General features: G+C 63.3%; 20 protein-coding genes. 1 reads left to right on the forward strand and 19 read right to left on the reverse strand.

The genetic code is table 11. The features are described from left to right. Positions 1-42: 42 nt before the first annotated feature. On the reverse strand, positions 43-1,092 hold the full coding sequence (locus BM300_RS14240) for an alpha/beta fold hydrolase (RefSeq protein ID WP_371914662.1): 1,050 nt from the start codon (positions 1,090-1,092) through the stop codon (positions 43-45). Positions 1,093-1,338: 246 nt separating this feature from the next. Here BM300_RS14240 and BM300_RS14245 point away from each other — a divergent pair, with 246 nt between their 5' ends. Continuing rightward, positions 1,339-1,971, forward strand: coding sequence for a PAAR domain-containing protein (locus tag BM300_RS14245; RefSeq protein WP_256571721.1), 633 nt, complete (start codon positions 1,339-1,341; stop codon positions 1,969-1,971). Between the two features lie 75 nt (positions 1,972-2,046). Here BM300_RS14245 and BM300_RS14250 read toward each other — a convergent pair whose 3' ends face one another. The 18 genes from BM300_RS14250 to BM300_RS14335 all read right to left on the reverse strand — a co-directional run bounded on the left by BM300_RS14250 (position 2,047) and on the right by BM300_RS14335 (position 18,900). After that, entirely contained in the window at positions 2,047-2,493 is a 447-nt protein-coding gene (locus BM300_RS14250; protein WP_063323280.1) for a hypothetical protein, read from the reverse strand. Between the two features lie 42 nt (positions 2,494-2,535). Then, entirely contained in the window at positions 2,536-3,762 is a 1,227-nt protein-coding gene (locus BM300_RS14255; RefSeq protein ID WP_072339967.1) for a beta-ketoacyl-ACP synthase, read from the reverse strand. Further along, positions 3,762-4,490, reverse strand: coding sequence for a 3-oxoacyl-ACP reductase FabG (fabG, locus tag BM300_RS14260; protein WP_003197011.1), 729 nt, complete (start codon positions 4,488-4,490; stop codon positions 3,762-3,764). Before fabG ends, BM300_RS14255 begins: the two co-directional genes overlap by 1 nt. Further along, entirely contained in the window at positions 4,487-4,954 is a 468-nt protein-coding gene (locus tag BM300_RS14265; protein WP_092345465.1) for a hotdog family protein, read from the reverse strand. Before BM300_RS14265 ends, fabG begins: the two co-directional genes overlap by 4 nt. After that, positions 4,951-6,147, reverse strand: a complete 1,197-nt coding sequence (locus BM300_RS14270; protein ID WP_092463189.1) for a beta-ketoacyl-[acyl-carrier-protein] synthase family protein — start codon at positions 6,145-6,147, stop codon at positions 4,951-4,953. Before BM300_RS14270 ends, BM300_RS14265 begins: the two co-directional genes overlap by 4 nt. Continuing rightward, positions 6,144-6,626, reverse strand: a complete 483-nt coding sequence (locus BM300_RS14275) for a DUF3261 domain-containing protein (protein ID WP_063323276.1) — start codon at positions 6,624-6,626, stop codon at positions 6,144-6,146. The genes BM300_RS14270 and BM300_RS14275 overlap by 4 nt, the downstream gene beginning before the upstream one ends. Continuing rightward, positions 6,623-7,351, reverse strand: a complete 729-nt coding sequence (locus BM300_RS14280) for a class I SAM-dependent methyltransferase (RefSeq protein WP_092463191.1) — start codon at positions 7,349-7,351, stop codon at positions 6,623-6,625. Before BM300_RS14280 ends, BM300_RS14275 begins: the two co-directional genes overlap by 4 nt. Before the next feature lie 10 nt (positions 7,352-7,361). Next, positions 7,362-8,609, reverse strand: a complete 1,248-nt coding sequence (locus BM300_RS14285; RefSeq protein WP_092463193.1) for an NAD(P)/FAD-dependent oxidoreductase — start codon at positions 8,607-8,609, stop codon at positions 7,362-7,364. Beyond that, the gene (locus tag BM300_RS14290) at positions 8,596-9,753 is read right to left on the reverse strand and encodes a sodium:proton antiporter (protein ID WP_092463195.1); all 1,158 of its coding nucleotides are present in this window, start codon (positions 9,751-9,753) and stop codon (positions 8,596-8,598) included. The genes BM300_RS14285 and BM300_RS14290 overlap by 14 nt, the downstream gene beginning before the upstream one ends. Then, positions 9,750-12,089 carry an MMPL family transporter gene (locus tag BM300_RS14295; RefSeq protein ID WP_063323272.1) on the reverse strand — a complete coding sequence of 780 codons (2,340 nt, stop codon included), beginning with the start codon at positions 12,087-12,089 and terminating at the stop codon, positions 9,750-9,752. Before BM300_RS14295 ends, BM300_RS14290 begins: the two co-directional genes overlap by 4 nt. After that, the gene (locus BM300_RS14300) at positions 12,073-12,666 is read right to left on the reverse strand and encodes an outer membrane lipoprotein carrier protein LolA (protein WP_063323271.1); all 594 of its coding nucleotides are present in this window, start codon (positions 12,664-12,666) and stop codon (positions 12,073-12,075) included. Before BM300_RS14300 ends, BM300_RS14295 begins: the two co-directional genes overlap by 17 nt. Next, on the reverse strand, positions 12,663-13,088 hold the full coding sequence (locus BM300_RS14305) for an acyl-CoA thioesterase (protein WP_063323270.1): 426 nt from the start codon (positions 13,086-13,088) through the stop codon (positions 12,663-12,665). Before BM300_RS14305 ends, BM300_RS14300 begins: the two co-directional genes overlap by 4 nt. After that, the gene (hutH, locus tag BM300_RS14310) at positions 13,081-14,625 is read right to left on the reverse strand and encodes an HAL/PAL/TAL family ammonia-lyase (protein ID WP_063323269.1); all 1,545 of its coding nucleotides are present in this window, start codon (positions 14,623-14,625) and stop codon (positions 13,081-13,083) included. Before hutH ends, BM300_RS14305 begins: the two co-directional genes overlap by 8 nt. Further along, the gene (locus BM300_RS14315; RefSeq protein ID WP_092146738.1) at positions 14,606-15,550 is read right to left on the reverse strand and encodes an LpxL/LpxP family acyltransferase; all 945 of its coding nucleotides are present in this window, start codon (positions 15,548-15,550) and stop codon (positions 14,606-14,608) included. The genes hutH and BM300_RS14315 overlap by 20 nt, the downstream gene beginning before the upstream one ends. Next, a complete protein-coding gene (locus BM300_RS14320) occupies positions 15,547-16,281 on the reverse strand; it encodes a glycosyltransferase family 2 protein (RefSeq protein WP_063323267.1) in 735 nt (244 codons plus the stop codon). Before BM300_RS14320 ends, BM300_RS14315 begins: the two co-directional genes overlap by 4 nt. Before the next feature lie 146 nt (positions 16,282-16,427). Then, positions 16,428-18,107 carry an ApeI family dehydratase gene (locus BM300_RS14325; RefSeq protein ID WP_092463197.1) on the reverse strand — a complete coding sequence of 560 codons (1,680 nt, stop codon included), beginning with the start codon at positions 18,105-18,107 and terminating at the stop codon, positions 16,428-16,430. Continuing rightward, complete coding sequence (locus tag BM300_RS14330) at positions 18,104-18,649, reverse strand: COG4648 family protein (RefSeq protein ID WP_092146734.1); 546 nt, start codon at positions 18,647-18,649, stop codon at positions 18,104-18,106. The genes BM300_RS14325 and BM300_RS14330 overlap by 4 nt, the downstream gene beginning before the upstream one ends. Continuing rightward, positions 18,646-18,900 carry an acyl carrier protein gene (locus BM300_RS14335; RefSeq protein WP_003197040.1) on the reverse strand — a complete coding sequence of 85 codons (255 nt, stop codon included), beginning with the start codon at positions 18,898-18,900 and terminating at the stop codon, positions 18,646-18,648. Before BM300_RS14335 ends, BM300_RS14330 begins: the two co-directional genes overlap by 4 nt. Positions 18,901-18,903: the final 3 nt, after the last annotated feature.

Here is an 18,903-nt window from a genome sequence, read left to right on the forward strand (position 1 = left end):
GCGAGCCTGTTCGCGATGCGCCTTGACGGGGCATGCTAACGGTCATGTTTTATCACGCAGAAATACCAGGATCGCCTCGCAGGTTGCCTGTGTTCTTTCTTCCAGTACCCAATGTCCGGTGTTGTGCAATATAAAAGAGTACGGTTGCGTGGTGATACATTTGACTTGCTCGGCCAGGGTACTTCCTCTCGAATGGTCCCCGCCGATAGTGAGCACAGGCACTGTCAGTTTATTGTTGGCGTATGCTTGATTATCACCCACATCATGCTCTATCCAGGCTGAATAAAGCTTGAAGGCTGCCTCCATGCGTCCGGGCTGGGAATAATCTTTCACCAAAGCCATACGCACCTCGTCCGGCATTGTGTCGTTGCCGGGGAATACAAAGTCGTCAAAAAACATGTCCAGGTAAGTTTTTTCCTGACCTTGGATCATGGTGAGTGCTGTCTTGCCAAAGAAGCGGAAATGCCACTTGCTGGCAATGCGGGCTTGCGGGTCTCCGTTATAAGCCGTTTCCCACCCTGGGATGCCAGGAATGAATCCGTCCATCAGGATAATACGTTTGATTTCATCGGGATAAAGGGCTCCGTAGGCATAGGCAATCATTAAGCCCATGTCATGGCCGACAATATCAACCTGTTTGATATTCAGGTGGGTGACCAGCTCGTGCAGGTCATGCGCCATATTTTTTTTATCATAGCCGCTTTCTGAAATATCGGTTTCTCCAGCACCGCGATAATCAGGAACGATAGGCGTATAACCGGCACGCACCAATGGCCCCATCAATACCGTCCAATTGCGCCAGCTTCCCGGGAACCCATGCACCAGCAACACAGGGTTTGCGCCATCACCGCTTATAAGATAGTGCATGCGGATGCCGTTCACGTACACGTAGGCCCGTGTGAACGATGCACCCCCTACAACAATATTTTGTTCTACAGAAGGCGATGTGGCCTGGTGTCGAGAAGATAAGGCGATGGCGCCCGACCAGGCTATTGTATCCATCATTTTCTTGTCCATTTTGGGAGCCGAATTAATTCCATGAGCTACGCCGTGCAGCTCATAAGTAACGGCGAACTGTTTATCGAGCGTCAACTTCTAAGGTATTTTTTAAAGCATTTACAGCTTGTGGCTTTCCGAATGCTATCGATACTGTCGAAGTTGACAGTTCCGACAAGCGGCAATTGTTCCGATTGAGCCCCGGCAGAGCAGTTGCAGGTGAAAAAAAAGCAGGGCGGAACTTGCATCGGACCCCTGTTGACTGTAGGAAAAGTCGCGTTTCCAGTTGCGATGTTTCCTATTCGCTCCAGATGCCCATGATGTTGGGGTTGCGATTCGCCTGTGTTGCAACGTTTTATTCATCATTCCGAATTGTCTGGCTCAGTGCTCTTTCCCGGCGGAAAGGGAACCCGCCTGAAGCCCGTGAACAAGGCCTTGGAAATGCACTCATCTTTGTACGCCCCCTACACCAACGAAGTCTCCTGTGACTATCTCCGTCATTTGGACGATCTGTACTTGGCGCAACAGCAACTCGATGGTGTTGACGAAAAAGTCATCACATTTATTAATCGACAAAAAGCATTCGTCAAAGCTCATCCCCCAATCGCTATTTACCGAGTGGCCACCGAGGGCAGCCAGACCCGTAATGGCGCAACGATCCAGCAAGTGTCATCGTCGTTGACGTTCACCTTGGATAATGGCTGGAAAGTACGAGCCGCGCGGAAAGGCGACCAGGTTGTGTATGCCGATGGCAGTACCGCGCGGATCGTAACCGCCGCGGGGGCAGCCAACAGTAATATTGCCCTGGTCGGCAGCCGTTTGAGCAATGGCGACGAGATCATCAATACGCTTCAGAGACGTTTTCTGATCATCGTGCGTGAAGGCGTGCCGATGGCAGAAGACTTTTTGCCCGCTCTCAAACTGGCGGATGTTCATTACTTGCACTCGGATGAGGTGAAGGAGAACATCCAATGAGCGTACAGCATAGATCCACTGTGGGAGCGAGCTTGCTCGCGATTGCGGTGGATCGGTGCCACAGCCGTTCCGGGCTTATTGCACCTTCGCCAAATCTCCCTTCAACGCAACGCCCGCCATGATCGCGCCGGCGTGGCATTCATAGGTGGTCGGGTCCTTGCGTTCGTTGCTCTTGTAGAAGCTGACAATGTTGGTGACGGCGTTGGCGCCGGCGTTCTTGGCGGCTTGGTGCAGGCTGATCAGGGCCGATTGCAGCACCCATTCGCAGGCGACTTCATCGGACTTGTTGAACGCGTTGGTTTTCTTGTTGGTCACGGCACCCGGGCTGACGACGGTGACGTTGCCGGCCGGTTTATTGCCGGCCAGGTAGAACTTCACGCTGCCGTCGATCTTGCCGGTGCGGATGGCTTCGGCCACGACTTTGTCGAACGGCAGGAACAGCGCGGTATCACGGGCCTGGCTGAGGCTTGGCAGGGTGCTGAGCAAGAGGGCGGTGGTCACAGCGATTTTCTTCAACGACATCGTGGTCTCCTTGACGAGGGGCAACAGGGTTTTGAATCCGATTCAGTGCCAGCGACGGAAAATCAGCGAGGTGTTGACCCCACCAAAGGCGAAGTTGTTGTTCATCACGTATTCGTTGCTCATCGACCTGAACTCGTTACGCAGGTAATCGAGCTTGCCGCATTGGGGATCAACCTCATCGAGGTTGAAGGTGTGCACGTAGAGGTCGCGGTTCATCATTTCGATGCTGAACCAAGACTCCAGCGCCCCGCAGGCACCCAGGGTGTGGCCCAGGAAACTCTTCTGTGAGCTGATGGGCATGTGTTCGCCAAACAGGCTGCTGGTGGCCAGGGTTTCGGCAATGTCGCCCTGTTCGGTGGCGGTGCCGTGGCCGTTGACGTAGCCAATGGCTGAGGGACTGAGGCCTGCGTCTTCCAGGGCCAGTTCCATGGCCCGGCGCATGGTGACCAGTTCTGGGCGCGTGGCATGCTGGCCGTCGGCGTTGCTGCCAAAGCCGACAATTTCGGCATGGATCCGCGCACCGCGCGCCAGGGCATGTTCCAGTTCTTCGAGCACCAGCATGCCGGCGCCTTCGCCGATCACCAGGCCATCGCGGTCCTTGTCGTAGGGGCGCGGGCTGGTTTGTGGTGCTTCGTTTTTCAGGCTGGTGGCGTAGAGCGCATCGAACACCATCGCTTCGGTCGGGCACAGCTCTTCGGCGCCACCGGCGAGCATCAATGGCAGGCGCCCGAACTTGATGGCCTCGTAGGCATAGCCGATGCCATGGCTGCCGCTGGTGCAGGCGCTGGAGGTGGGGATCAGGCGCCCGGTCAGGCCGAAGAAGATGCTGATATTGGCCGCCGTGGTGTGGGGCATCATCCGCACGTAGGAGTTGGCGTTCAGCCCTTCGGCCACGCTGTTGAGCAGCATGTTGCCAAAGGCCTTGATCTCGTCGGTGCTGCCGGTGGACGAACCGCAAGACACGCCCATGCGCCCGTCCTTGATCGACTCGTCGCCCAGCAGGCCGGCGTCGGCCAGGGCCTGTTCCGCCGACGCGACCGCCAGGCGCGAAACCCGGCCCATGCTGCGCAGTTGCTTGCGGGTCCAGTGGGCCGGGACCTGGAAGTCGTCGATGGGACCGGCCAGGCGGGTGTTCAGTTCGGTGAAACGGTCCCACTCATCCATGCGCCGGATGCCGCTGCGGTTGGCGGCGAAGTTGGCGGCGATGGTGTCCCAGTCGCTGCCGATGGAGGTGATGCCGGCCATGCCGGTAACGACGACGCGCTTCATCAGCACAAGCCTCCATTGACGGCCAGGACCTGCCGGGTGATGTAGCCGGCTTCGGCCGACATCAGGAAATTTACCGCACCCGCCACTTCTTCCGGGGTGCCCATGCGCTGGGCGGGGATCATTTTCATCAGTTCCTCCACCGGGACGTTTTCATCGAGCATGGCGGTATCGATCAGCCCGGGCGCGACGCAATTGACGGTGATCTTGCGCTTGCCCAACTCGATTGCCAACGCCTTGGCCGCGCCGATCAAACCGGCCTTCGAAGCACTGTAGTTGACCTGGCCGCGATTGCCGATCAGCCCGGAAACCGAAGTGATGCAGACGATCCTTCCGGCGGCGCGACGACGGATCATCGGCATCATCACCGGGTGCAGCACGTTATAGAAACCGTCGAGGTTAGTGCGCATCACCACATCCCAGTCGTCTTCGCTTAGGGCCGGGAAAGCGCCATCGCGGGTCAGGCCGGCATTGAGCACCACGCCGTAATAGGCACCGTGGGTTTCGACGTCGGCTTCGAGAATGGCCTTGCACGCGGCACGGTCGGCCACGTCGAATTGCAGCACCCGGGCGTTGCGGCCCAGGGCCTGGATTTGCGCCTGGACTGTCTCGGCCTCGGCGCGGCCGCTACGGCAGTGCAGCACGATGTCGTGCCCGGCCTGGGCCAGGCGCAGGGCGATGGCGCGGCCGATGCCACGGCTGGAGCCGGTGACCAGTACGGATTCAGTCATGACGGGTTTCCTGTTGCGGACGGTTCATGAAGGTAATGGGCGGCCTGGGGCGGACGGAATACGTTGAGCCGGGCCGTGGCATGGATGCCGGGGGCGTGGATGTGGCATTCGAACACGCCCATGCCGTTGTCGTCTTCCAGGGAGCGCACGCCGTGGATGGTCAGCTCGACGCCGACGGGAAAACACTCGACATTGCATTCGAACTTGCGGGTGCCGAGCAAAAAGCCCAACTCCACGGCATCGCCGCGTTGGCGTGCATGACAACCGGCAAAGGCCGCGACGCTTTGCGCCATCAGCTCGATGCCGACCCAGGCCGGCAGCGTGCCATCGTCGCGGCTGAACAAACCGCCGGGCTTGACGGTGGCGTGGGTATGGATCTGTTCGTCATCGAACGACAGGATCCGGTCGATGAGGATCATGTCGCCGGCATGGGGCAGCAGTTCGGCGAGCGGCCAGTCAATCATGGGGCGTCTCCGATAATCAGGCTGACGTTGTTGCCACCGAATGCAAATGAATTGCTCATCAGGCGGCGCGGGGTGGCCGGGCTCAGGTGGGTGCCGGCGGTGACCCAGTTCAGCGCCGGCAGGGCCGGATCGGCCTGGCCGTCCCAGACATGCGGCGGCAGGGCCAGGACGGTATTCTCCGAGCTCAGGGCCAACCAGCAGAACGCCGCTTCCAGCGCCCCGGCCGCGCCGAGGGTATGGCCGGTCATGGGCTTGGTGGACGAGCAGGGCACGCCCGCCGGAAACAGCCCGGCCACCGCCTGGCTTTCCATGGCGTCATTGTGCTGCGTGGCGGTGCCATGCAGGTTCAGGTAGTCGATCTGGCTGGCCTCGAGGCCGGCGCAACGCAGGGCTTTTTCCATGGCCTGGCGGGCGCCGCGACCACTGGGTTCAGGTGCGGAAATATGGTGGGCGTCGGAACTGGCGCCGTCGCCGAGCAAGGCAATCGGTGTCCCGTCGCCTGGCGTCTTGCTCATGAGAAACAGCACGGCTGCTTCGCCAATGTTGATGCCGCTGCGGTTCACCGAAAACGGATTGCAGCGTTCGTTCGACACCGCTTCCAGGGCCGAAAAACCGTTGAGGGTCAGTTTGCACAGGCTGTCCACGCCACCGCACAGCACGGCATCGCACAGGCCCAGGTCCAGCAGGCGCCGGGCGCTCATCAAGGCGCGGGCGCTGGAGGTGCAGGCCGTGGAAATCACGTAGGACGGGCCGCTCAGGCCGAGCCAGTCGGAAAGAAAGTTGGCCGGCGCGCTGAGTTCCTGTTGCTGGTAGTCGTAGCCGTCGGGGAAGTGTTGCTCGCGCAGGTAATGGGCAATGCCCTGGCTGGCCTCATCGATCCCCGAAGTGCTGGTGCCCAACACGATGCCGATGCGGGCGCGACCGTAGGCCTGGATGGCCTGGTCGATCTCGGCGCGAATCTGCAGCCCGGCTTCCAACAGCAGTTGATTGTTGCGGCTGCGGTGCGCCAACAGGGTTGGGGGAATGGGGGCGAGTTCACCCGGCACCGCGGCAACCGGCAACGCACGTTCGGCGACCCAGCCGTCCTTGATGCGCACGCCCGAGCAGTCGCCGGCAAACAGGTTGCGCGCGACGCTGGGCTTGTCGCGGCCCAGGGCACAGATCACCCCGAGGGCATTCAAATAGGCGGTCATGGGGCGTTCTCGGTCAACGGTGTGATGCGGTAGCGGGGGCCCTGGGGCAGGCTCATTTCAAAATCCAGCGGCTGCGTGTAGCGCACCTGCCAGCGACTATCGAGGGTCCGTTGCGACGCCTGTTGCCGGGCGGCCGGGTAGTTGTCCGGCAGTTCGGCTTCGGGGGTCAGGGCGAACAACAGCGCGGCGAACAACTCCCGGGCCTCGGCATTGGGCGGCAGCAGACCGTCGGCCTGCCACTGACCTGCGACCAGGCGCTGGCGGGCCACGGGAATGCCCAGCGGGTCCATCATCGACCAACGGATGCCGGTGTCTTCGCGCTGGATCACCAGCAACCAGTCCTGGCGTTGGCCGACCAGGGTCCGCTCGATGTGCAGTTGCATCGGCAAGGCCAGGGTTGGCGTGCGCTCGGGCAGCGGCGCATGGCTGGCGCAGGCACTGAGCAGCAACAGGCAGCCGATAAGCAGGGCTCGAATCATCCGATGGCCCCTTCGACGGGCTTGCGCGCCACCACATTGACCAGGGTTTCCTCTCGCTCGCCGAACGGTTTGGCCCGGCGCAGGCCAAAACGCTCCAGCAAGCCGAAGTCCTTGGCGCGGCTCCACCACAGGTACGGATAGGACACGTTGCGGGCTTCGAACTGGAAACCCTGCCCACGGATCATCTCCAGGTACTGCGCGGCACTTTTCTGCACGTGCATGGGATGGCGGAACAGCCAGCGGATCACCCAGGTATCGATGTAGGCCTCGGTGGATTCGGCGAACATCAGGTAACCACCAGGCTTGAGTACGCGGTAGAACTCGGCGAGGGCTTTTTCCTGCTCCACCAGGTGATGGAAGGTCTGGTGGCAGAACAGCAGGTCGACGCTGGCATCCGGCACTGCCAATGTCGCGCAGTCGCTGCCGATCAGCTCCACGGTCATGCCCTGGCGCGCGGCCTCCTCCCGGCTCAGGTCCAGGCTGTGGGGGTCGGCATCCACGCCGATCAGGCGGTGTGGCGCGAACACCTGGCGCAGGTACTGGAATGATTTGCCCTGGCCGCAGCCGGCGTCCAGCAGCACCGGGTTGCTCGGCAGCGGGGTGCTGAACAGGCTGCGCAGGTCGTTGATCGCCACGCGCAACACATGGTGCTGCCAGGTGTGGCTGCGCAGGAACCAGAAACCGAAGCGGGTTTCTTCGACGTAGTTGTCGCTCAAGTAGCTCATGGTTGCTGACTCATGGCGCCGGGCTCGCGCAGATTTCCGAGAGCATGCGCAGGCGCCGCTTGGGTTCGCTGACGAACGGGTTGCGCTGATCCCAAGCGTAGCCGGCCAGGATCGAGCTGATCATGCGGCGGATGTCGTCCGAGCCTTCGGTGTAGAAAATCACGTCCTGGAAGGTGCCGGCGTACCAGCCCTCGACATAGCAGCGGAAGGTGTCGACGCCGCGCTTGAGCGGCTCGGCGAACTCGCTTTGCCAATCCACGCTTTCACCTTGCAACTGACGGTGGAGCACGTCGGCGGCCATGCTCGCCGAACGCATGGCAATGGTCACGCCGGAGGAGAACACCGGGTCGAGGAATTCCGCGGCGTTGCCCAGCAGGGCGAAGCCTGGGCCGTGCAGGGTCTTGACGTTGGCCGAGTAGCCGCCGATGGTCCGCGCCGGGGTGTCCCACACGGCATTCTTCAACACGCCGGCCAGGCTTGGGGTTTCGTCGATGAAACCGCGCAGGCAGGCATCGAGATCGTCGGTGCGGCCGGCGAAATGTTCCGCCGCCGCGACCACGCCCACCGAGCAGCGCCCGCCGCTGAACGGAATGGTCCAGAACCACACGTCGCGCTTGCTCGGGTGGGTGGTGATCAGAATCTTTTCTCGATCGAACGCCGGGGCGTCGATGCGATCCTCGATGTGCGTGAACACTGCCTGGCGCAGCGGGAAATTCGACGGGGCTTCGAGGTCCAGCAGGCGCGGCAGGACTCGGCCATAGCCGCTGGCATCGAGCACGAAGTCGGCCTCGACACAGTACTCGCTGCCATCTTCGCGCTGCACGCCCAGTTGTGGTTTGGCGAGGCTGAAGTCGGCGCTGGTGATCGCTTGGCCGTAGCGGATCTCCACGCCTTGCAGGGCGGCCTGGTCGGCCAGCAACTTGTCGAAGTCGGCGCGTTGCACCTGGAAGGTCGTGGGCTTGCCGTTGCTGAAGGTATCGCCGAAATCGAAGGCGCTGTAGCGCTCGCCCCAGGCAAACGCGGCGCCGTTCTTGCGCTGGAACCCGGCGGCATTCACCGCGTCGAGCATGCCGGCTTCTTCGACGAAATCCAGGCAATGGGACAACAGGCTCTCACCGATGGAGAACCGGGGGAAATGCTGGCGCTCGATGACCAGCACCTCATGGCCCTTGCGCTTGAGCAGCGCGGCGGCGATGGCGCCGGAAGGGCCTGCGCCAATGATGACGACCTGTCGACGTTCCATTTCAACTGTTGGCACTGGAGCTCCTGGCCGGGACGGCAATCGAGGGAATACGGTGCAAACCGGTCACGGCCGGCAGCAATGTGGCGATCAGCCCCATCAGCATCAGCGTGAAATACAACGCGGGGCTGATGAGCTGTTGTTGCAAGAGCAGATTGAGGAACACGATTTCACTCAAGCCGCGAATGTTCAGCAGGATACTTTCGCGCCAGCGACTGGCGCCGGCGAATGACGCGGCGGCCCAACCCAGGCCCAGCCAGTTGCCCAGTAGTTTGCTGGCAATGGGCAACAGCAGCAACGCCGTCAATTGCACCCAGTCGAGGCTGCTCATGGCGCTGTGGACGTCGATCTGCACAATGCCGAACGTGAGAATCAGCGGGATCGCCAGGTATGTCTGCAAACCCTGCATCCAGGCGATATTGAACGGCAGCCTCAAGGGCACTTTGAGCGCGGCCATGCACAGCAGATAGCCGATGCCGACGATCAGTGCATTGAGCCGGTAGTGTTCGGCCACCACCAGCAGGGCAAAAAACACGCCGCTGTACAGCAACGGCTGGCGCAGGCCAACCAGGCGCAACAGCAGCGGCACGCAGGCGCCGGCCATCGGCAACAGCAGGCTGCCCAGGTGGAGACTGCCCTGGGCCAGGCCGAACAGGCTCCAGCAGGCCAGGTCGATCAGGATCGCCGTTTGCACCAGTCGCCGAGTGGCGGCGGGTGGGTAATCGATGTGACGCAGATACAGATACAGCACAGGAATCGCTGTGATCGCAAACAGTAGTCCCACCGCCAGGGCGCTGATCCAGGGCTGGGGCGGCAGCAACCAGAACGCTGTCGCCAGACCGCAGGCGAACGGAACGACGAAGCTTGGCAGGGCGATTTTCACGCTCTGGCGGTCCAGGCGCAGGTCGATCACGTCGCTGAGGATATGCCCCAGCAACAGCGCGAACGCGAGGCTGTAGAGGTTCTTCAGCCACACCGGCGACACCAGTTGCGCGCCGCTGAGCTGCCAGCCCGGCTCGATCCAGAAATACATCAGCAGCGGCAGGCCGAAGGTCGCCAGCAACAACTGGCTGACAATCGGGATCAACCCGAAGCGAGCGCCCAGGCGTGTGGCAACTGCGAACAGCCCCAGGGCCATGAGCCAGAACAGCAGGGTCATCATTGGGCGGGCTCCGCGACCGTCGCCGCGTGGGCTTGTTGTCCGGCCCAGGGCGCCAACATGAAGCTGAAGGCCAGCCCCAGGCTCACCGCCAGGCCGAAGTTACTCACCGCCGGTGTGCTGGACAGCGCCAGCAGGCCGAACGACAGCCAGGTGGTGACCGCCGCCAGGAACGTGCCCAGCAGGCTCACGGCGGCACCGCCGATCTGTTCGCGCATCAGGATCGCGTAGTCGACGCCGATGGCCGTCACCAGCAACAGGCCGAACAGGCTGAACAAGGTCAGTGGCTGCCCCAGCCAGCCGAGGCTCGCCAGGCTGCACAGCGCAGCCAGCAGCGGCAGTGCCACGATGCGCAAGGCGCCGCCGACGCCAAACGGCCAGATCAGCACCAGCACAATCAGCACGCAAGAGGCCAGTTTCAACTCGGCGGCGCTGACCTGCGTGGCGGCGAAGACCCGGTTCAGGTCGCCCAGGCGATCCACCAGTTGTACGCCTGGCAGATCCACCGCCTGTATCCGCAGCAGCGCCGCATCGTTCAAACCTTGCAAGCTGACCACCGCCGCGACGCCTTGCGCTGTTGGTCCGAGCCAGAGTGTGCGATACGGCTCGGCCAGCGGACCTGCCAGTGCGGCGTCAATGTCGGTCACCGGCAGGGCCTGTAATTGCGCCAGTTCCGCTTGCAGCGCAGCGACCGGGACGCCCAGGTCCAGTAGCGGTTGCCAGACGGCTGGCAAGCGCCCCAGGGCCTCACGCACTTTCTGTTGTTCGGCGGGTGGGCTGACCAGTTGGTTCAGCGACAGGTAGCCCTGGAGCTTTTCCAGGCCGATCAACTGATCCAGCCGCTCGTTGAGGGCGGTCTGGCGCTCCAGCAGTTGGGATTGATCGTCGGCGCGGATCAGGAAGAACTGGCTGGTGGGCTGGAAACCGGTGATGCGCGCGATGTCGCGGGCTTCGTCGGTCAGGTGCTGGGGCGTGCCGATCCACTGGCGGATGTCGTTTTTCGGGGTCAGGTGCCAGAGCCCACCCGCGCAGAACATCAGCAACAACATCAGCAGGGCCGGCGTGCGTACCCGTTTCAGCAGGGCTTCGCGGGCCTTGAGCAGGTATTGGCAGACTTGGAGCGGCCATTGGGCGGGACGCAACTCTGCGCCCTTGAGCAGCGCCGGTAGCAGGCAGACGGCGCTCAGGTAAGCGCCGACGAGGCCAGCGGCGGAAAATATCGCGATCTGGGTCAGGGCCGGAAAGGGCGTCCAGGCCAGGGCCAGGTAGCCAATACAGGTAGTCACAAGGCTCAGGCTCAGCCCCGGCAGGGTCAGACGCAAGGCCGGCCAGCTGCGCCATGGCTTCAGGCTCCAGCTCTTGGACAGGTAGTGCAGCGGGTAATCCACGGCCACGCCAATCAGGCTGGAACCCAGGACCAGGGTCATGACATGCATGCGGCCAAACAAGGCCACGCAGGCCACCGCGCCGAACAGCACGCCCACCAGCACCGGCACGAACGCCAGCCACACTCGCAGGCGCCGGAAGGCCAGCAACAGCAACAGCAAGATGCCGACGGTCGCGCCACCGCCGACCCAGGTGATTTCCCGCGACGCCTGTTGCTGGCCGCTGGCGGCGTACAGCAGGCCGCTCGCCGCCAGCAGTTGACCTTGGGCCTGGCTCGCCTGGTCGCGGCTGCGTTGCAGCAGCTCGGCCACTTGCAGCGGCAGGTTCATGTCGAAGGCGTTGCCCTGGGCGCGGGCCCGTAGCATCACCCAGCTTTTACCGTCGGCATCGGCGACCAACGCACCGCTGCCGATGTCGAATTTGATCGCGCCGCGTTGTGGCTGGCTGTTCTGGATGCGCCCGGTCAGGCCCAGCCAGTCGTCCTGGTTCGGCACCAGGCTGAAGCCGCTGAACGGGTCGAACAGGGCCTGCACCCGTTGTTGGATGAACGCCTGGGGCTGCTCGATCAATTGCTGCCGGTCCGCCGCCGAGAGCATCGCCAGCCGCCCGTTGAGCAATTGCGTGCGCAGCGCCGGCAAGTCGGCCTGCAACGTCCACTGCACCTTGTCGAACAGACCGCTGGCCTGCCATTGCTCGCCGAGGGTTTGCGCCAGGGCGATGGCCTGCTGGCGATCGGTGTGGCCGACCAGTACCAGCATCTCGCGATTGAGTGGCTCCTGCATGCGTTGTTCGGCGATCAGTTCCAGGGCATCGGGCGACGTGCCCGGCACCAGCTCCATGAGATTGGCCGACAACGGCGCGCCGTTGCGCCATTGCCAACCGGCGAGCGCCAGCACCGCCAGCAGCAGGATCAGGAACAGCCGGGGCAGCATCCGTTCACTCGGCAAAATCATGTTGCTCCGCTTCGCTCAAGGGTTGTGCGCTGTTGCTGTCCTGCATGCGCAGCACGGTACTGTCGCCTTGGGTTTCCAGCAGTTCGATGCGCTGCACCAGTTCGCCGCCGTCGATGTTGATCTGGTTGAAAACCTGCTTGAGCAGCACCGAGCGCGGGGTCAGGGTGAGCTTCCATTGTTGCGGCTCGCCCGACAGGCTCAGTTCGAAATCCCGTTGCAGGCCTGTGCTGTCTCCCTGCAATACCGCCAGGAACAAGCGGTTCTGCTCGGCGCCGGCGCTCTTGTTCGGCAGCATCTGCCAGGCGTTGCCATCTCGCCGGGCGATGCCCTGGGCGGTGATGCGGTAGTCCTGTTGCAGCGGGGTTTGCAGCAGCCACAGCAGTCCATGGTTTTTCGCCAGCACGAAGCGTCCCTTGCTGGTGAGGGGCTGGGGCAGGGCGCGCAGGTGTTTTTCCTGGATAAACTGCCCGTGGATCACTTCCGGGCGGGCCAGTTGGTCGCTCAACTGTTGCAAGTCGAACGCCTGGGCCAGGGGTGCCAGGCAGCACAGCAACAGCCAGACTGACAGGCGCTTCATGGCAGTTTCCTTTCCACGGCTTCGACAAAGACCCGGGGCGAGGCCAGCAGCATTTCGCGACTGGCGAGGTCCACGGCCACTTGCACCGAGCTGGCACGGGTCAAGCGCTCGCCGGTGGTTGCGTCGCTGATCAGGTAATTGATCTTCAGCCGGTTTTCCCACTCCACCAGACTGGCACGCACGGTCAGGGCCTGGCCGAACACGGCGCTGCGCACGTAGCGCAGTTGCAGGTCGATGATCGGCCATGCGTGGCCGGATTCGAGCATGTCGTTGTAGTTGTGGCCGATCAGGTCGAGCAAGGCGCAGCGGGCCACTTCCAGATATTTGATGTAGTGGCCGTGCCAGACCACGTTCATCGAATCGACATCGAAGAACGGCACCACGATGTGTGTGTCGACGTGCAAAACACCTTGGCTACGCATGCAGCCTCCAGTGTTGCTCGGCGATGCGTTGCAAGCACAGGCGCAGTTCGCCTTCCAGGGCGCGGTCTTCGATGACCGGGGCGAAATCCTCGGCCAGTTGCTCGTGCATGGCGGCCAGGGCCGGCGGCAGTGGGCGGGCGTCTTCGGCGCGGCTGCGCAGCCATACGCCCTGGTTGGCGGCCAGCAAGGTCGCGGCGGCGACTTGTTCGGTCAGCTCCAGTACGCGGATGGCGTCCCGGGCGGCGATGGTGCCCATGCTCACCTTGTCCTGGTTGTGGCACTCGGTGGAGCGCGAGAACACGCTGGCCGGCATGGTGTTTTTCAGGGCTTCGGCGGTCCAGGCGCTGGTGCCGATCTGCACGGCCTTGAAGCCATGGTTGAGCATCGCTCGGTCGGCGCTGGCGCCGGACAGGTTGCTCGGCAGGCCATGGTTGTAACGCTCGTCCACTAGCAGCGCGAGCTGGCGATCCAGCAAGTCGGCGACGTTGGCCACCAGGTTCTTCAGGCTGTCCATGGCGAAGGCGATATGCCCGCCGTAGAAATGCCCGCCGTGCAGTACGCGCTCGGCTTCGGCGTCGATGATCGGGTTGTCGTTGGCACTGTTGAGTTCGGTTTCGATGAACGCGCGCAGCCAGCCCAGGCTGTCGGCCAATACCCCAAGCACGTGGGGCGCGCAGCGCAGGGAGTAGCGATCCTGGAGGCGGTGCAACGGCGCGGTCGGCGCGTCGATGGCCAGGTCCTTGCGCAGCCACGCGGCGACTTGCATCTGTCCCGGGTGCGGCTTGGCGGCGAACAGGCGCTCGTCGAAATGTTCCGGGTTGCCCTGCAGGGCGACGACGTTCAACGCAGTGATGCGGGTTGCCAGTTGCAACAGGTAATCGGCCCGGGCGAAGGCCAGGCAGGCCAGGCCGGTCATCACGGCGGTGCCGTTCATCAGCGCCAGGGCTTCCTTGGGCCGCAGCACCAGCGGGGTCCAGCCCAATTCGCGGTGCACATCGGCGGCCAATCGCCGTTCGCCACGGAACATCACTTCCCGTTCGCCGGACAGCGTGGCGGCGACGTAGGACAGCGGCGTCAGGTCGCCGCTGGCGCCCACCGAGCCTTCTTCCGGAATCAACGGCAGGATGTCGTGTTCAAGAAAGGCCTGCAGGCGTTCCAGCAGTTCCACCCGCACCCCGGACACGCCGTGGCACAGCGACTGCAGACGCGCCGCGAGCACCGCACGGGTGGCCTGGGCGTCGAGCAGCTTGCCCAGGCCGCAGCCGTGGAACGTATACAGGTGACGCGGCAGGGCCTCGACGTGGTGCAACGGCACGGCCACCACGCAGGAGTCGCCGTAACCGGTGGTCACGCCGTAGATAACGCCTTCCTTGTCCAGCAAGGAATCGAGGAATTGCGCACCCTTGGCGATGCGCTGGCGGAACGCCGGGTCATCCTGCAACTGCGTCGGTGCCTGACGGTTGGCCAGGGCCAGCACATCTTCGATGCGCAAAGGGCGTTCGCCGAAGGTTACCGGCTCAAGAGTGGGCATCGTCATCGGTCTTCCAGAAAGGGTAAAAGTTGAACCACTGTTGGGGGGCCTGGAGGCAGTATTGCGCCAGGCGCTCGGCGTAGCGGCCAGCCCAGTGGGCAATCACTTGCTCGCGGTCGTTGCGTTTCCACACCACGGCATCGGCGAAGGGTTCGAGGGTGACGCGATAGCGCCCCTCGTGCTTGAGGCACATCAGCAGGTTGACCGGGCATTTCAGCAGGCCGGCCAGCAGCCAGGGGCCTTGGGGAAAAGCGGCCGGCTGACCCATGAAGTCCACGGTCACGCTGCGCCCGCCGTGCAGCGGTACGCGGTCGCCGGCAATTGCCAGCCACTCGCCGCGCTCCAGGCGTTCGCTCAACTGCAACATGATCACCGGGTCCAGCTCGCTGACCTGGATCAGTCGCAGGTGCGTGGCACCGGCTTCGCCCAGCAAGCGGTTGAACTGCTCGGCGTGCTTGGTGTGCACCAGCACGTTCATGGTGACTTTCTCGCCCAGCTCGGCCAGGGCCCGGCACATTTCCAGGTTGCCCAGGTGAGCGCCCACCAGCATTTGCCCGCGGGTGTCTCGCAAGTGATTGCGCAGCAGTGCCTTATCGACGATTTCGATCTGGTCGATGCTCAGCTTGCCGTTCCAGACGTCGAGCTTGTCCAGCAGGGAGTCGGCAAACGCCATGAACTGGCCGAACACCCGCCAGTGGCTCGGGTGCAGCTCGGGACGTGCGCTCCAGTCGGCCAGGCGCTGCTGATATTGCCAGGCCGCCTGGCGCGCGCTGCGGCCGAAAATGAAGAAGTACAGGACGATGCCGTACAGCACCGGAGTCAGCAAGCGCCGGCCTAGTACTTTGGCAGCGACTGCGGTGAGTTTCATCAGCCAGAAACTGCCGCGCTCCTGGCGGTCGGCCCAATGTTGCTTGTCTTGCTGAAGGCTCATGCTCGCCACCGTCGCCAGAGAATCAGGGGAAAGCGCACGAGCATGCCGAAGAACAACCGGGTGTGCATGCTGGAAATCAGCACGTTGTCGTGGAACAGGCGAAAGTGCGAGACCCCGTCCTGGGGGTAATGGACCCGCGTGTGCAGCCAGCGCATCGGCTGATTGCGCCAGGCCAGGCGCACGAGAATGTCCGAATCGAAATCCATGCGCTTGCCGATATTGGCCGAGTCGATCAGCGCCAGGGTCGGTGTCAGGGGATAGACCCGAAAGCCGCACATGGAATCGCGGATTTGCAAGGACAGGCTGTTGATCCAGACCATCACGTGGGTCAGGTAGCGCGCGTACAGGCGACCTTTCGGCACACTGGCGTCGTAGCGCGGATAACCACAGATCACCGCGTCCGGGTGGGCACGGGATTGTTCGATGAAGGCTTTCACGTCGCCAAGGTCGTGCTGCCCGTCGGCGTCCACCTGCAAGGCGTGGCTGAAACCCAGGCGCGAAGCCTCGCGCAGGCCAGTCATCACCGCGCCGCCCTTGCCCTCGTTGACGGCTAGCCTGACCAGATGAACCCGCTCGCCCTCTGCCAGTCGGTCGAGCACGGCGGCACACGCCGGGCTGCTGGCGTCATCCACCAGCACGCAGGGCAGTCCGTTGGCGAGCAACGCCTGGACCACCGCCGAGATGGCGGTTTCGTGGTTGTAGACCGGGATGACGGCGCAGGGGTTATGCATGCGGCATGTCTCGGTGGCTAAGGTGCACTTTGTGGCGAGGGAGCTTGCTCCCGCTCGAGTGCGAAGCACTCGCTCTTGTAGCACCAGGGGCTGCTTCGCAGCCCAGCGGGAGCAAGCTCCCTCGCCACAGTGATCTGTGCAGATGCCTAGGCATTGTTTTCCCCCAATACAATCCGCCCACTGGAGCAGGCCGCCGTGTCATTGCGGTAGGCGAAGTACAGCTTGCCGCGCTCGCGGTCGAAGCGCAGGTGCAATTGGATGTCATCGCCGGGGCGCACCAGTTGCTGGAATTTCAGCACTTCCATGCCGATGAACCGAGGCGGCAGGTCCAGCAGTTGGCGCCCCAGGCTCAAGGCCCAATCGACCTGCACTACGCCCGGCAGTACCGGCGCGGTGGGGAAGTGGCCGCTGAAGTGCGCCAGATCGGGCGGCACGACCAGTTGCAGGCTCCACTCACCATCGGTTTCGACTTGCGCCAACACGTCGGGGGCCTTGGGGCGTGGCGCCATCAGCAGCGCCTCGACCTCGGCCTGGGGCAGCTTGCCCTGGGCGTTGAGCGGCAACTGCCGCAGCCAGCGCCAGCGTCGTGGCAGGGCGAGGGTTTCGCAATGTTCGCTCAGGTGCCGGCGCAGGCCCTCGGTCACGGCGCGCCGACCCTGGTTGCGCAAGGCGCCCAGGCCGGCATCGCTCAACACCAGCAGCGCGCCAAGGGAGGCGCGATTCTCCTGCACCACGCCCAGTCGCGCTTCGCTGACCCAGTCGTGGGTCACCAACGCGTGTTCCAGCATGGGCAGGGAGATGCGCTTCTCTTCGAGCTTGACGATACGGTCCAGTCGCCCGAGTAGCTCGAAACGGCCGTCTTCGGCGATCCGCGCCGCGTCGGCGGTGTGTTCCACATGCCCAACCGGCAGATAGGGCGACGCGATCAGCAAGGCGCCGTCGCTGTCCTGACTCAGCTCGACGCCGGCAAAGGGCTGCCACAATCCGCCACCTTGGCGCCAGGCAATGCCGCCTGTTTCCGAGCTGCCGAAAATTTCCGTGGGCCATTGCCCCAGGCGCTGCTGCAAGCTTTGCGCTGCCTCGGGGGGCAAGGCGCCGCCAGAGGAGAACACCCGGCGCACGCTGCTCAGGGCTGGCCAATCGAGGTTATCGCCCATGCGCTTGAGCAGCGCCGGGCTGGCGACCCAGGCGAAGGCCAGTTGCTCACGGCTGGCACGTTGCAGGTCTTCCGGGAAGGCCAGTTGCCGACGCACGAAGGTGCGCCCGGCGCACAGCGGCCACAGCACCCGGAACAGCAACCCGTAGATGTGCTGGGTAGCAACGCTGCCGATCATGCAGGCCGGGCCCAGGTCGGCGCCCCACAGGTGTTCCAGGGCCTGGACCTCGTTGCTTAACTGGCGCAGGGTTTTCTCGATGCGCTTGGGCTCGCCGCTGGAGCCCGAGGTGCACAGGCTCAGCCAGCAGTGATCGAGGTCCAGTTCGGCGGCGTCCATCGGCGCTTGTTGCAGGTCGCCGGGATGTGTATCGCCGGGCTGGTCGGTCAGCCACAGATCCACGTCCGCCGCCCAACGCTGACGTGTCTGCGCTTGCAGGTCGGCGGGCAGCAGGACCCGGACCCCAGCGCGCCAGGCACCAAGCAGGGCGACGGCCAGGTCGGCGGCATCTTCCAGGTGCACCGCCACATGCCGCGCCCCGCGAGCTTGCAGGCCGGCCGCCAGGCGCAACGCCGCGTCCCGCAGTTGCGAGTGATTCAGCGCCGGATCGACCGCAACGGTGCGTTCCGGCTGAGTCTTGAGCAGCATCTGCTCAAGTGTTATCCAATTCATGGGCGGCCTCTTACCCGTTGTCGTATGAGCCATTCAATGGCAAACAGCAGCCCCATCAATCCGTAGGAAATCAGGCCGGTGTACAACATCCACCAGCTCAGCGGCGCCCAGAGGGTGAGGGCGGCGGCGAGCAAACCGTTACACAGGAAAAACACACTCCAGGCCACCGTGACCTGGCGCGTATACACCACCGCCTTGGCCGGCAACTGCGGTTCGCGCAGGCGGGCCAGGCGTTCGATCATTGGCGGGCCGTATTTCAGGCTCAGCACGAACAGCCCGAGCATGAACGCGCTGATCAGCACCGGGTACCAGCGCAGCAGGAGCGGGCTGTCGAACAGCGCGAGCAATATGCAAAACACGATTGCCGTGGCCGCCATCCAGCGGCTGCCGGCCCCGCCTGTGCCAAGCAACGCCCGGGCCAGCCACAGGCTGCCCAGCAGCAGTCCGAACTGCCAAGGGGCAAAGTGCTCCATGCCGAAATACACCGCAAAGGGGTACAACAGGCCCACCAGCAGCAGGCCAAGGCCAATCAGCCGGGTCATGCGGCCGGTTGGACCAGTCGATAGACCGCCTCGACCACGTCATTGACGGTGCGCACCGACTTGAATTCTTCGGCGGCGATTTTCTTGCCGGTCTGACGCTTGATATGGTCGATCAGGTCGACCGCATCGATGCTGTCGATTTCCAGGTCCTGGTACAGGTTCGATTCCAGCGTCACACGCTCAGGGTCCAGCTCGAAAAGCTCGACCAGAGCATCGCGCAGGGTGTGGAAAATATCGTCACGAGTTTGCATGGT

Source organism: Pseudomonas sp. NFACC46-3 (genome assembly GCF_900114515.1).
GTDB lineage: Bacteria > Pseudomonadota > Gammaproteobacteria > Pseudomonadales > Pseudomonadaceae > Aquipseudomonas > Aquipseudomonas fluorescens_Q.